Raw genomic sequence first — 13,290 nt, 5'->3', positions numbered from 1 at the left:
AAGCCCCGGCAGATGCCGGGGCTTTCTCTTTGGGTGGCCAGATCCTTCTGACCGACGGGACAATCCTTATTCGGTTTTCAGCGCTTCAGCAGTTACGTCTTTCACGCCTTTGATCTTCTTGGTGATGTTCACCGCGGCTTCTTTCTGCGATGGGGTGACCTTCGTGTCCGAAGACAGGGAGACAACACCGTGGCTGGTTTCAACTTTTATATCGCTGCCCGGGATGCCTTTTTCAGTCAGCAGATCAGCCTTGACCTTGGTGGTGATCCAGGTGTCCGAGGTTTCTTGCTTGGCATCGGCCACCGGTTGGTTGGAAGCCAGCATCACTGGAGCTTGGGTAGCCTCTGCGGCGAATGCGCCGTTAGCCATGGACAGAGTCAGGGCGGTAGCAGTAGCGGCAGCAATGGCAAACTTCTTCATGTGGGTCACTCCTGTTTATTCGAAAGATCTGCGCCGTGGTTCCTGGCTGCAGGTATGAAGGTAGTTGCAGGGGCTGTGCCAGTTTTTCCGCTTCGCTTGATTCCTTTAAAAACAATGACTTACGAAAACATTCATCTTGTTGGTGTCGTGCAATTTGCAAGCCCGGCGAAAAACCTGCATGCAAGATGCAAGTCCGACAGGTTTTTCTGCGCACATAAAAAAAGGACCTCCGAAGAGGTCCTTTTCATCAGGGCCGAGAAGGCTTAGACACCCGATGCCTTGGCAGCGGCGACGTCCTTGATCGACAGTTTGATACGGCCGCGGTTGTCCACGTCCAGTACCAGTACTTCGACTTCCTGACCTTCTTTCAGCACGTCGGTGACCTTCTCTACACGCGCATCGCTGAGCATGGAGATGTGCACCAGACCGTCCTTGCCAGGCAGGATGTTGACGAAGGCGCCGAAGTCGACGATACGCTCGACCTTGCCGACGTAGATCTTGCCGATCTCGGCTTCTGCGGTGATGCCCAGGATGCGCTGCTTGGCAGCATCTGCCGCTTCCTTGGTTTCGCCGAAGATCTTGATCGAGCCGTCGTCTTCGATGTCGATCGAGGCCTTGGTTTCTTCACAGATGGCGCGGATGGTGGCGCCGCCTTTACCGATGACGTCACGGATCTTGTCGGTGTCGATCTTCATCGCGATCATGGTCGGGGCGTTGGCCGACAGTTCGGTACGCGACTGACCGATGATCTGGTTCATCTGGCCGAGGATGTTCAGGCGCGCTTCCAGGGCCTGGCCCAGGGCGATCTCCATGATCTCTTCGGTGATGCCGTTGATCTTGATGTCCATCTGCAGCGCGGTCACGCCTTTGGCGGTACCGGCAACCTTGAAGTCCATGTCGCCCAGGTGGTCTTCATCACCCAGGATGTCGGTCAGGATCGCGAATTTCTCGCCTTCCTTGACCAGGCCCATGGCGATACCGGCAACCGGCGCCTTCATTGGAACGCCAGCGTCCATCAGGGCCAGGGAAGCGCCGCAGACCGAAGCCATGGAGCTCGAACCGTTGGATTCGGTGATTTCCGAAACGACACGGATGGTGTACGGGAATACGTCGGGAGCAGGCAGCATGGCCTGGACCGAGCGACGTGCCAGACGGCCGTGACCGATTTCACGACGGCCAGCACCGCCCATGCGACCACACTCGCCTACCGAGAACGGCGGGAAGTTGTAGTGCAGCATGAAGGGGTCTTTCTTCTCGCCTTCGAGGGTGTCCAGCAGCTGGGCGTCACGGGCGGTGCCGAGGGTGGCAACGACCAGGGCCTGGGTTTCGCCACGGGTGAACAGCGCCGAACCGTGGGTCTTAGGCAAAACACCGACTTCGATGTTCAGCGGACGCACGGTCTTGGTGTCACGACCGTCGATACGCGGTTTGCCGTTGACGATGTTTTCGCGAACGGTGCGGTACTCGATTTCGCCGAAGATGTCTTTGACTTCGCTCGCCGATGGCTGGCCTTCTTCACCGGAGAACTTGGCGACGGCCTGGTCGCGCAGCTCGCCCAGGCGCGCGTAGCGGTCGGCCTTGACGGTGATGGTGTAGCCCTGGGATACGGCTTCACCGAACTCGGCGCGGATAGCGTCGAACAGTGCGGTGTTGGCGACGGCAGGTTTCCAGTCCCAGGTTGGCTTGCCGGCTTCGGCGGCCAGTTCCTTGACGGCCTGGATCACAGCCTGGAATTCGTCGTGGGCGAACAGCACGGCGCCCAGCATCTGGTCTTCGGTCAGCTCCTGGGCTTCCGATTCGACCATCAGTACGGCGTCGGAGGTACCGGCAACGACCATGTCCAGGCTCGAGGCAGCCAGTTGCTCGTAGGTCGGGTTCAGCAGGTAGCCGGTGCTTTCGTGGAAGGCAACGCGGGCGGCGCCGATCGGGCCTTCGAACGGAATGCCGGAGATGGCCAGGGCAGCCGAGGTACCGATCATCGCAGCGATGTCCGGATCGGTCTTCTTGCTGGTGGAAACCACGGTGCAGACGACCTGCACTTCGTTCATGAAGCCTTCGGGGAAGAGCGGGCGGATCGGACGGTCGATCAGACGCGAGGTCAGGGTTTCTTTCTCGGAAGGACGGCCTTCACGCTTGAAGAAACCGCCAGGGATCTTGCCAGCGGCGTAGGTTTTTTCCTGATAGTGCACGGACAGCGGGAAGAAGCCCTTGCCTGGATCAGCTTGCTTGGCACCGACCACGGTCACCAGCACGGTGACATCGTTGTCGACGGTGACCAGCACGGCGCCGGTGGCCTGACGGGCAATGCGGCCCGTTTCGAGAGTGACGGTCGATTGACCGAACTGGAACGTCTTGATTACCGGGTTCACGGTTTCCTACCTTTTCAGTGGCTCTTGGGGGAACTGGGAAAACTGGGATCTTGCGAATTCTTGGGCGGAAGGGAGTGTCGACTCCGTTGACCGTCCAGATACAACACGAGGCTGGGAGCCTGGGCGTCTTGCGAAAATTCGCTCGACGGCATCAGGCTGCCAACCTCGGAGATACGCGTGGCGTGTCCAAGGGTAGCGCTGACAAGCAGCACTCCCCAAGCATGCGACACGCCATGCACACCACTGCCAGGCCGCTATTAGCGACGCAGGCCCAGGCGACCGATCAGGGCGCTGTAACGAGTGGTGTCTTTGCCCTTCAGGTAATCCAGCAGCTTACGACGCTGGTTGACCATACGGATCAGACCACGACGGGAGTGGTGGTCTTTTTCGTTGGCCTTGAAGTGGCCTTGCAGCTTGTTGATGTTGGCGGTCAGCAGAGCAACCTGCACTTCCGGGCTACCGGTATCGCCGGCGGCTTGCTGGTAATCGGCAACGATCTGAGCTTTTTCTTCAACGCTGAGGGCCATTTGGCTTCTCCTGATAAACGGATCCCGCAAGCGGGGTCCAATAGGCCAGGGACTGAAATCCCTGTATTAATAAAAAGAGGTCTGACCGTGCCTACTGACAGCCATCCTCGGTTCCACAGCGCATGACCGAAGCCCTGCCCTGTGATTTCGGTCATTCCGACCGAATCAGTCGACGCGGCGCAATGCGCCCGTCTTCGCTCACTTCACCGATACCGATGAAGCGGCCATTGTGATCCTGTACCCGGACCATGCCGAACTGCGGCGCGTCCGGTGCTCGCACTGCCTGACCGTGCAGCCAGTAGAACGCGCTGTGCTCGGACAACAGCACCAGCGGCCAGTCCTGCAGCCCGCTGTCGGACGGCATGAGGAAGCGATCGAGTGCTTCGTTGCCACCTTCGGCATGCGCCTGCTCGAGCTCCTCGAGCGTCACGGTCTGTGCCAGGGCGAAAGGCCCGGCCTGGGTGCGACGCAGTTCTGCGACATAGGCACCACAGCCCAGCACCTCACCGATATCCTCGACCAGCGTGCGGATATAGGTGCCTTTGCTGCAGCCGACCGAGAGGCGCGCACGGGTGCCTTCGCACTCGAGCAACTCCAAGCGGTTAATAGTAACAGAACGCGCCTCGCGCTCCACTACCTCTCCTGCACGCGCCAATTTGTAAAGCGGCTGGCCGTCACGCTTGAGCGCCGAGTACATCGGCGGCACCTGGCGGATTTCACCGCGAAAACGCGGGATCGCGGCTTCGATATCGGCGCGACCAACGGTCACCTCGCGAGTCTGCAGCACCTCGCCTTCGGCGTCCGCTGTGCTGGTAGTCTGCCCCAGCTGCATGACGGTTTCGTAGCCCTTGTCGGAATCGAGCAGGTACTGCGAAAACTTGGTCGCCTCACCAAAGCACAGCGGCAACACACCGGTGGCCAGTGGGTCGAGGCTGCCGGTATGGCCGGCCTTTTCTGCATTGAGCAGCCAGCGGACTTTCTGCAAGGCTGCATTGGAGGTGAACCCCAAGGGCTTGTCGAGCAGGATGATACCACTGACGTTACGACGGATACGTTTGACCTGGGCCACCGCTTACTCCTTGGTGTCCAGCTCGTCAGCATCCTTGTGCAGGCGATCTTCGGCCACCGCACGCTCGATCAGTGCCGAGAGATGAACACCCCGGCTGACACTTTCATCGAAGTGGAAATGCAGTTGTGGAACACTGCGCAGTTGCATCGCCCGGCCGAGGTGCAGGCGCAGGAAACTGGCGGCACTGTTGAGCGCCTTGAGGGTCTGGGGGACTGCGTCGGCGTCGTCCTGGCCCATCACGGTGATGAAGACCTTGGCGTGGCCAAGATCACGGCTGACGTCGACCGCGGTGATGGTCACCAGGCCCACGCGTGGATCCTTGACTTCACGGCGGATCAGCTCGGCCAGCTCGCGCTGCATCTGATCGCCGATGCGTTGGGTACGGCTATATTCTTTTGCCATTTTTGCTACCTGTATCTTAAAGCGGCAAACGCCCGGTCAGGCGGGTGTGCCTGACCGGGCGTTACCTTCAGAGGCCCAGCCAGCCGCCTTGCGACGGGGCCTGGGCCGCGCCCATCCCTTACAGGGTACGGGCAACCTGGACTTTCTCGAAGACTTCGATCTTGTCGCCGACTTTGACGTCGTTGTAGCTCTTCACGCCGATACCGCACTCCATGCCGTTACGCACTTCGGCGGCGTCGTCCTTGAAGCGACGCAGCGATTCCAGCTCGCCTTCGAAGATCACGACGTCCTCGCGCAGTACGCGGATCGGACGGTTGCGGTACACGGTACCTTCGATGACCATACAGCCAGCGATGGCGCCGAACTTCGGCGAACGGAACACATCACGCACTTCGGCGACACCCAGGATGTTCTCGCGAACATCGCTGCCGAGCATGCCGGTCAGTGCTTTCTTGACGTCTTCGATGATGTCGTAGATCACGTTGTAGTAACGCATATCCAGACCTTCCTGCTCGACGATCTTGCGCGCACCGGCATCGGCACGCACGTTGAAGCCGAACAGTACTGCATTCGAAGCCAGCGCCAGGTTGGCATCGCTCTCGGTGATACCACCGACGCCGCCACCGATGACGCGTACCTGAACTTCGTCGTTGCCCAGGCCGCCGAGCGAGCCCTGGAGTGCTTCCAGAGAGCCGCGCACGTCGGTCTTGAGGACGATGTTGAGGGTCTTCTTCTCTTCCTGACCCATGGTCTCGAAGATGTTTTCCAGCTTGCCGGCGTGAGCACGGGCCAGCTTGACCTCGCGGTACTTGCCTTGACGGAACAGGGCGACTTCACGTGCCTTCTTCTCGTCAGCGACCACGGACAGCTCGTCACCGGCTTCCGGAGTGCCATCCAGGCCGAGGATCTCGACCGGGATCGACGGGCCGGCTTCCTTCACAGGCTTGCCGTTCTCGTCGAGCATGGCACGTACGCGGCCATAGTTGGAGCCGACCAGAACCATGTCGCCCTGACGCAGCGTGCCGTCCTGAACCAGGATGGTGGCTACCGGACCACGGCCCTTGTCCAGACGCGACTCGACGACAACGCCACGACCAGGTGCGGTCGGGGTAGCGGTCAGTTCGAGAATCTCGGCCTGCAGCAGGACAGCTTCGAGCAGTTCGTCGACACCGGTGCCCATCTTCGCCGAAACCTTGACGAACGGAGTGTCACCACCCCAGTCCTCGGAGGTCACGCCTTCGACGGCCAGTTCGTTGCGGATGCGATCGAGGTCGGCACCCGGCTTGTCGATCTTGTTCACTGCGACCACCAGCGGAACACCAGCAGCTTTCGCGTGCTGAACCGCCTCACGGGTCTGTGGCATCACGCCGTCGTCCGCCGCCACCACCAGGATGACGATGTCGGTCGCCTTGGCACCACGGGCACGCATTTGCGTAAACGCAGCGTGGCCTGGGGTGTCGAGGAAGGTGACCATGCCGCGGTCGGTTTCCACGTGGTAGGCACCGATGTGCTGGGTGATACCACCGGCTTCGCCAGCGGCAACCTTGGCACGACGGATGTAGTCGAGCAGCGAAGTCTTGCCGTGGTCGACGTGGCCCATGACGGTCACGACCGGCGCACGGGACTCGACTTCACCTTCGAACTTCAGCGATTCGGCCAGGGAATCTTCCAGGGCGGTATCGCTGACCAGGGTGACCTTGTGGCCCAGCTCTTCGGCGACCAGTTGAGCGGTCTCCTGGTCGAGCACCTGGTTGATGGTGACCGGAGTACCCAGCTTGAACATGAACTTGACGACTTCGGCAGCCTTGACCGACATCTGCTGAGCCAGCTCGGAGACGGTGATGGTCTCGCCGATGCTGACGTCACGGATGACGGGGCCGGTCGGGCTCTGGAAGCCGTGCTGGTTACGCTTCTTCAGTTTGCTCTTGCCGCCACGGCCACGACGTGCGCCATCGCTCTCTTCGTCAGTGGTGCGCGGTGCAGCGCGCGGAGTCGGAGCCTTTTCCTTCTCCTTGACCTTGACCTTGATCGAAACGCGAGGGGCTTCACCGCGACGCTCACCACCGGCGCCACGACGGTCGTCGTCACGGGTGCGGTTTTCGTTGCGACGGTTTTCGTCCTTCTTGCGCTCGGCGGCACGTACAGCGGCGTCGTCGGACACCGGGGCGTCGGCCACGACAGGCTCGGCAGCAACCGGAGCCGGCTCGGCACGTGGAGCAGTCGCTGCAACCGGAGCTTCGGCGGCCTGACGGCGAGCCTGCTCTTCGTTGCGCTGGCGAGTCTCGGCCTCGACCTTCTCACGCGCAGCGTTTTCCGCAGCACGGCGCTCTTCAGCCTCACGCTTCTGCTCGGCCTGGATCTCTTCCGGGCTACGCTGTACGAATACTTTCTTCTTGCGTACTTCTACGCTGATGCTCTTGCTACCGGCGACACGCAGGGTGCTGGTGGTCTTGCGCTGCAAGGTAATCTTGCGTGGCTCTTCCGCCTTGCTCTTGTGGCTGCTTTTCAGATGAGTCAGCAGAACCTGCTTCTCATTGTCGGTCACTACCTGACCGGCGTCGGTGTGCGGCAGACCTGCCTCACGCATCTGCTGCAGCAGGCGCTCTACCGGTGCCTCGACCTCTTGGGCCAGTTCTTTCACCGTGACTTGCGTCATGCACTTCTCTCCTCAGGCCGCGCCTAATTACTCGAACCAGTGGGCTCGGGCGGCCATGATCAACTTGCCGGCACGCTCTTCGTCGATGCCGTCGATGTCGAGCAGGTCGTCGATCGACTGCTCGGCCAGGTCTTCGCGGTTAACCACGCCGCGCACCGCCAGTTCCGCCGCCAGATCCTTGTCCATGCCCTCAAGGGAGAGCAGGTCTTCGGCCGGATGGGCGTCTGCCAGTTTTTCTTCGGTAGCGATGGCTTTGGTCAACAAACGGTCCTTGGCACGAGCACGCAGCTCGTTGACGATTTCCTCGTCGAAGCCATCGATGTTGAGCATTTCTTCCAACGGTACGTAAGCAATTTCTTCGAGGCTGGTGAAGCCTTCGTCGACCAGCACCTGTGCCAGCTCTTCGTCGACTTCCAGTTCCTCGATGAAGTTACGCAGGATGTCACCTGTTTCGGCTTGCTGCTTGGCCTGGATATCCTTCTCGGTCATCACGTTCAGGGTCCAGCCGGTCAGCTGACTGGCCAGGCGAACGTTCTGACCGCCACGGCCAATGGCCTGGGCCAGGTTGTCCTCGGCAACGGCGATGTCCATGGCATGGGCATCTTCATCGACGATGATCGCCGCGACTTCAGCCGGCGACATGGCGTTGATGACGAACTGCGCCGGGTTCTCGTCCCACAGGACGATATCCACACGCTCACCACCCAGTTCACCGGAGACAGCCTGAACGCGCGAACCACGCATGCCGATGCAGGCGCCTTGCGGGTCGATACGCTTGTCCTTGGAGCGCACGGCGATCTTGGCGCGCGAACCCGGATCACGGGACGCTGCCATCACCTCGATCAGTCCTTCGGCGATTTCCGGTACTTCGATGCGGAACAGCTCGATCAACATCTGCGGTGCGGTACGCGACAGGATCAGTTGCGGACCGCGGTTCTCGGTGCGAATTTCCTTGAGCAGGGCACGCAGGCGCACGCCAACACGGAAAGTCTCACGCGGGATGATGTCTTCGCGGGCCAACAGCGCCTCGGCGTTGTTGCCCAGGTCGACGATGACGTTGTCACGGGTGACTTTCTTGACGGTGCCGGAGATGATTTCGCCAACACGCTCGCGATAGGCATCGACCACCTGTGCGCGCTCGGCCTCACGGACCTTCTGCACGATGACCTGCTTGGCGGTCTGGGCGGCGATACGACCGAACTCGATCGACTCGATCTTCTCTTCGATCACATCACCGATCTTGGCTTCGGGGTGAGTGTCCTTGATCTTGTCCAGCCAGGTTTCGATCGCCGGATCGTCAAGGTCGTTTTCATCGACCACGGTCCAACGGCGGAACGTCTCGTAGCTACCGGTGTGGCGGTTGATTTCCACACGCAGGTCGACTTCATCCTCAAAACGTTTTTTGGTTGCAGTGGCCAGGGCCACTTCCAGCGCTTCGAAAATGACGCCGGGCGGTACACCCTTTTCGTTGGATACCGATTCAACAACCAGCAGTACTTCTTTGCTCATCGTACGCCTCGCCTTGCGCAAGCCATTAGACCCGGAATGTCCGCCGGGCCCGGCACGTCTCAGTCAAAACTGGGAATAATATTGGCCTTGTCGATCGAGTCGATCGGCAGCAGGAATTCGTTGGAGTCCACCTGGACCACCACATCCTGATCCTCCACACCGCGGAGAAGGCCCTGGAAGTTACGACGCCCCTCGAAGGGCGTACGCAGCTTGATCTTCACTTGTTCGCCGGCATGCGAAGCAAACTGTTCCAGAGTGAACAGCGGGCGATCCATGCCTGGAGAGGACACCTCGAGGGTGTATTCACTGCTGATCGGATCTTCCACATCAAGAATCGCACTGGCCTGACGGCTGACCGCTTCGCAGTCGTCCACCAGGATACCGTCTTCCTTGTCGATGTAGATGCGCAGTACCGAATGCTTACCCTGGGAAACGTATTCGATCCCCCAGCACTGATAGCCCAGACCCTCGACAACCGGGGCCAACAAGGCCTGCAACTGTTCTAGCTTGCTCGACACCTGAACCCCCTCGTGCATGCTGTGCAAATAAAAAATGGGCGAAGCGCCCATCCCTGAAAGCGCCGTTGAACAACGACGCGAAGAACTGTTCAGCTAGCAAAAAGCCCCTGAAAAGGGGCTCCGCTGAAGCTGGTTGCGGGGGCTGGATTTGAACCAACGACCTTCGGGTTATGAGCCCGACGAGCTACCAAGCTGCTCCACCCCGCGACAAAGCTGGGGCGAAAGTATAAGACCGAACCCTCTGCAGGGTCAATCCGACCTCCACCTGCAAGAAAGCCCGCTAAAGCGGGCTCTCATGCTTCAATTGGTACCGAGAAGGGGACTCGAACCCCTACACCCTATGGGCACAACCACCTCAAGGTTGCGTGTCTACCAATTCCACCACCTCGGCAATATTACATCTTGAAACCCGTTACTTCTGCTCTTCGGTAGGAGGAGGGACATCACCTTTTGGGGCGGCTTCACTCTTCTGTTCCTGGAGCACCGGTACATCATCATTTACTGCCGGCTTTTGCTCTTTGACTTCCAGCACCGCTGGATCTGGCAAACCGGCTTGAGTCAGCTGGTGTGCCTGCTGCTTGGCGAAGTATCCTAACCCAAGTGCAGTCAAAAAGAAAGTGGCAGCAAGTATAGCAGTAAATTTACTCAGGAAGGTAGCAGAACCTTGGCTTCCGAACACAGTATTTGAAGCACCTGCGCCGAAAGATGCACCTGCTTCCGCACCTTTACCCTGTTGCATCAGAACCAGCGCTACCAGCGCCAGCGCAGCCAACAGATGAAAAACAACTACGACTGTTTCCAGCATATGTTCAGTTTCCTGCGGCGCGACAAATTGCACCGAATTCGTCTGCGTTCAGGGATGCTCCACCAATGAGCCCCCCATCAATATCCGGCATGCCGAACAGTTCGGCCGCATTGGCCGCCTTCACGCTACCGCCGTAGAGAAGTTGCACATTCGCTGCAACTTCGGCGTCCTGCGCCGCCAGCTGAGCACGGATGGCAGCATGCACATCCTGAGCTTGCTGAGGCGAGGCCGTCAAACCAGTACCAATGGCCCATACAGGCTCATAGGCAATTACTGCATTGGCAAAAGCACTGATACCGAATGCATCGATAACACTGCTTAGTTGACGCCCTACAACTTCGAGCGTCTTGCCAGCCTCGCGCTCCTCGAGGGTTTCCCCTACGCAAAGCACCGGCTTCAAACCACTTGCCTGTGCAGCTGCAAACTTGCGATTCAGCACTTCGTCCGACTCACCAATGATCTGGCGGCGTTCCGAGTGACCAATCAAGACCAACTTGCAACCGACGTCGGCCAACTGACTGGGTGCAACTTCACCCGTCAGCGCACCCTGCTCGGGCTGTACTGCAGAATTCTGTGCTCCAACGATGATTCCTTTGTCCTTCAGCGCATCAACAACTTGATTGATGAACAGCGACGGTGGAAACACCGCAACTTCGACACTACTCGGAAGAGCCAGATTACTCAGGCTCAGGCTCAGCTCAGCGACGCTGGCGCGGGTACCGTGCATCTTCCAGTTACCAGCTACCATGGGGCGACGCATGCTCTACCTCGTCGGTCAAAGTGGGCGCAGATCTTACCCAACCAGAATCACGCTGGCAAGCATCTTTCAGGCACAAACTTCTGCAACGACCTTGGCCAAGGCTTCGGCGTGGCTGCGCACCTGATTTTCGTCGTCACCCTCGACCATCACCCGCAGCAGCGGTTCGGTCCCGGACTTGCGCAGCAACACACGACCACGACCTGCCATTGCCTCGGTCACCTTGGCACTGGCTTCCTGCACGGCTGGGTTTTCCAGCGGATCGGCGCTGCCGGCGGCATACCGGACATTGATCAGTACCTGCGGGCATTTGCGAATTGCCTGACGGGCCTGGGCAAGATTTTCGCCACGACGTTTGAGCGCCATCAGCACCTGCAGCGCCGCAATGATCGCGTCGCCTGTGGTGGTGTGGTTGCAGCACACCACATGGCCGGAGTTCTCGCCACCAAGCTGCCATTCGCGCTCAAGCAGCTCGGCCATGACATAGCGATCACCGACCTTGGCGCGTGCGAACGGAATATCGAGGTCCTTCAACGCCAGCTCCAGACCCAGGTTACTCATGAGCGTGCCAACCACCCCACCCTGCAGCTTGCCACGCTCCTGCAGGTCACGGGCAATGATGAACAGCAGTTCGTCACCGTCGACGATGGCCCCAGTGTGATCGACCATCAGCACCCGATCGCCATCGCCATCGAAGGCGATACCCAGATCGGCATGCCCCACCAGCACGGCCGCCTGCAGCGACTCGATATGCGTAGAACCACAGCCCTCGTTGATGTTCAAACCGTCAGGCTGGGCGTGCAGCACGGTGACATCGGCGCCCAGCTCGCGGAACACGCTGGGAGCGACCTTGTAGGTGGCGCCATGTGCGCAATCGACGACCAGCTTGAGGCCTGCAAAATCAGTGCTGCTGGGCACGCTGCTCTTGCAGAACTCGATGTAACGGCCCGCGGCGTCATTGATTCGAGAAACCTTGCCCAACTTGCTCGACTCAACCACGCTCATCTGTTGATCGAGCAGTTCCTCGATCATCAACTCGACCTCGTCTGGCAGCTTGGTACCGTTACCCGAGAAGAACTTGATGCCATTGTCATCATGCGGATTGTGCGAAGCACTGATGACGATACCCGCTTCGGCATGGAAGGTGCGGGTCAGGTAGGCGATGGCCGGGGTCGGCATGGGCCCGAGAAGCATCACGTCGGCACCGGCGGCCGAGAGGCCGGCCTCCAACGCAGACTCGAACATGTAGCCGGAGATACGGGTATCCTTGCCCACCAGAACGCGGCAGTTGCCCTGCTTGCGGAAGGCCATGCCTGCCGCCCAGCCGAGTTTCAGCATGAAGTCGGGAGTGATCGGATATTCGCCAACGCGGCCACGGATACCATCGGTACCAAAGTATTTTCTGCTCATAGAAACTCCAAACGTTCTTATTCGGCGCTCTGTACCGCAGCGATCATGCGCACCACGTCGACAGTCTCGGCCACATCATGCACGCGCAGAATGCTCGTTCCCATGGTCATGGCCAATGCCGCGAGCGCGAGACTGCCGTACAGCCGCTCGCCGACCGGACGATCCAGCGCCTGGCCGATCATGCTCTTGCGCGAGACGCCCACCAGCAGCGGCCGCCCAAGGCGGTTGAGTACTTCCATATGCTTGAACAGGCTCAGGTTGTGCGCCAGGTTCTTGGCGAACCCGAAACCCGGATCAAGAATGATTCGTTCTGCACCGATGCCAACTGCCGCGCAGGCAGCCATGCGCCGTTCCAGATAGCTAGCCACCTCCTCGGTGACATCGTCATATCGTGGATTGTCCTGCATGTTACCCGGCTCACCACGCATGTGCATCAGGCATACCGGCAGGCCGGTGTCCGCTGCAGCGTCCAGCGCGCCATCGCGTTCCAGGGCGCGCACATCGTTGATCAGCCCGGCACCGAGCCGAGCCGTCTCGCGCATCACCGCAGGCGTAGAGGTATCGACAGAGATGATGACATCGAGGCGACTGCTGATCGCCTCGACGATCGGCGCGACCCGCTCCAGCTCCTCGACGGGCGACACTGCGCGAGCACCGGGGCGGGTGGACTCGCCACCAACGTCGATAAGCGTGGCACCCGCCGCGACCATGGCCTCGGCATGGCGCAGGGCCTCGTCACGGCGATTGAAGCGACCGCCGTCGGAGAATGAGTCAGGGGTGACATTGAGGATACCCATGACATGGGTACGGGACAAATCAAGAACCCGGTTGCCGCAAGGCAACCGGGT

Annotated in this window: 12 protein-coding genes and 2 tRNA genes; all 14 read right to left on the bottom strand. The window is 59.9% G+C overall.

Translation table 11 applies throughout. From position 1 onward, the window contains the following. Nucleotides 1–66 precede the first annotated feature (66 nt). Entirely contained in the window at nucleotides 67–420 is a 354-nt protein-coding gene (locus tag HU729_RS22810; RefSeq protein WP_186669415.1) for a BON domain-containing protein, read from the bottom strand. 263 nt (nucleotides 421–683) lie between these two features. Further along, a complete protein-coding gene (gene pnp, locus HU729_RS22805; RefSeq protein WP_186669414.1) occupies nucleotides 684–2,789 on the bottom strand; it encodes a polyribonucleotide nucleotidyltransferase in 2,106 nt (701 codons plus the stop codon). A gap of 257 nt (nucleotides 2,790–3,046) precedes the next feature. Beyond that, on the bottom strand, nucleotides 3,047–3,316 hold the full coding sequence (rpsO, locus tag HU729_RS22800) for a 30S ribosomal protein S15 (protein WP_029613930.1): 270 nt from the start codon (nucleotides 3,314–3,316) through the stop codon (nucleotides 3,047–3,049). A gap of 151 nt (nucleotides 3,317–3,467) precedes the next feature. Then, nucleotides 3,468–4,385 carry a tRNA pseudouridine(55) synthase TruB gene (gene truB, locus HU729_RS22795; protein WP_065861581.1) on the bottom strand — a complete coding sequence of 306 codons (918 nt, stop codon included), beginning with the start codon at nucleotides 4,383–4,385 and terminating at the stop codon, nucleotides 3,468–3,470. A 3-nt stretch (nucleotides 4,386–4,388) separates the two neighbouring features. Further along, nucleotides 4,389–4,787, bottom strand: coding sequence for a 30S ribosome-binding factor RbfA (gene rbfA, locus HU729_RS22790; protein ID WP_054892610.1), 399 nt, complete (start codon nucleotides 4,785–4,787; stop codon nucleotides 4,389–4,391). Between the two features lie 118 nt (nucleotides 4,788–4,905). Continuing rightward, nucleotides 4,906–7,443: a translation initiation factor IF-2 gene (infB, locus tag HU729_RS22785; RefSeq protein WP_186669413.1), complete on the bottom strand. Its 2,538-nt coding sequence runs from the start codon at nucleotides 7,441–7,443 to the stop codon at nucleotides 4,906–4,908. A gap of 27 nt (nucleotides 7,444–7,470) precedes the next feature. Beyond that, nucleotides 7,471–8,952 (bottom strand): transcription termination factor NusA, encoded by a 1,482-nt coding sequence (nusA, locus tag HU729_RS22780; RefSeq protein WP_186669412.1) that lies wholly within the window; start codon nucleotides 8,950–8,952, stop codon nucleotides 7,471–7,473. A gap of 59 nt (nucleotides 8,953–9,011) precedes the next feature. Beyond that, nucleotides 9,012–9,470: a ribosome maturation factor RimP gene (rimP, locus tag HU729_RS22775; protein ID WP_186669410.1), complete on the bottom strand. Its 459-nt coding sequence runs from the start codon at nucleotides 9,468–9,470 to the stop codon at nucleotides 9,012–9,014. A 130-nt stretch (nucleotides 9,471–9,600) separates the two neighbouring features. Continuing rightward, nucleotides 9,601–9,677: transfer RNA gene (locus HU729_RS22770), tRNA-Met, on the bottom strand. Between the two features lie 98 nt (nucleotides 9,678–9,775). After that, a tRNA-Leu gene (locus tag HU729_RS22765) sits at nucleotides 9,776–9,861 on the bottom strand. 21 nt (nucleotides 9,862–9,882) lie between these two features. Next, entirely contained in the window at nucleotides 9,883–10,275 is a 393-nt protein-coding gene (secG, locus tag HU729_RS22760; protein WP_054892613.1) for a preprotein translocase subunit SecG, read from the bottom strand. 4 nt (nucleotides 10,276–10,279) lie between these two features. Further along, nucleotides 10,280–11,035, bottom strand: coding sequence for a triose-phosphate isomerase (gene tpiA, locus HU729_RS22755; RefSeq protein ID WP_186711622.1), 756 nt, complete (start codon nucleotides 11,033–11,035; stop codon nucleotides 10,280–10,282). 66 nt (nucleotides 11,036–11,101) lie between these two features. Continuing rightward, on the bottom strand, nucleotides 11,102–12,442 hold the full coding sequence (gene glmM, locus HU729_RS22750; protein WP_186711621.1) for a phosphoglucosamine mutase: 1,341 nt from the start codon (nucleotides 12,440–12,442) through the stop codon (nucleotides 11,102–11,104). A 17-nt stretch (nucleotides 12,443–12,459) separates the two neighbouring features. Continuing rightward, the coding region (gene folP, locus HU729_RS22745; protein ID WP_186711620.1) for a dihydropteroate synthase at nucleotides 12,460–13,290 on the bottom strand (831 nt) is incomplete at its 5' end.

Source organism: Pseudomonas sp. RW10S2, from assembly GCF_014268985.1.
Classification (GTDB): domain Bacteria; phylum Pseudomonadota; class Gammaproteobacteria; order Pseudomonadales; family Pseudomonadaceae; genus Aquipseudomonas; species Aquipseudomonas wayambapalatensis.
The sequence above is the reverse complement of the archived record's forward strand: the minus strand, read 5'-3'. Positions and strand labels throughout refer to the sequence as shown.

Excerpts from the sequence above, each read along its gene's own strand:
- HU729_RS22810 (WP_186669415.1), bottom strand. The coding sequence starts at position 420 with ATGAAGAAGTTTGCCATTGCTGCCGCTACTGCTACCGCCCTGACTCTG.
- rpsO (WP_029613930.1), bottom strand. The coding sequence starts at position 3,316 with ATGGCCCTCAGCGTTGAAGAAAAAGCTCAGATCGTTGCCGATTACCAG.
- rbfA (WP_054892610.1), bottom strand. The coding sequence starts at position 4,787 with ATGGCAAAAGAATATAGCCGTACCCAACGCATCGGCGATCAGATGCAG.
- infB (WP_186669413.1), bottom strand. The coding sequence starts at position 7,443 with ATGACGCAAGTCACGGTGAAAGAACTGGCCCAAGAGGTCGAGGCACCG.
- nusA (WP_186669412.1), bottom strand. The coding sequence starts at position 8,952 with ATGAGCAAAGAAGTACTGCTGGTTGTTGAATCGGTATCCAACGAAAAG.
- secG (WP_054892613.1), bottom strand. The coding sequence starts at position 10,275 with ATGCTGGAAACAGTCGTAGTTGTTTTTCATCTGTTGGCTGCGCTGGCG.
- tpiA (WP_186711622.1), bottom strand. The coding sequence starts at position 11,035 with ATGCGTCGCCCCATGGTAGCTGGTAACTGGAAGATGCACGGTACCCGC.
- glmM (WP_186711621.1), bottom strand. The coding sequence starts at position 12,442 with ATGAGCAGAAAATACTTTGGTACCGATGGTATCCGTGGCCGCGTTGGC.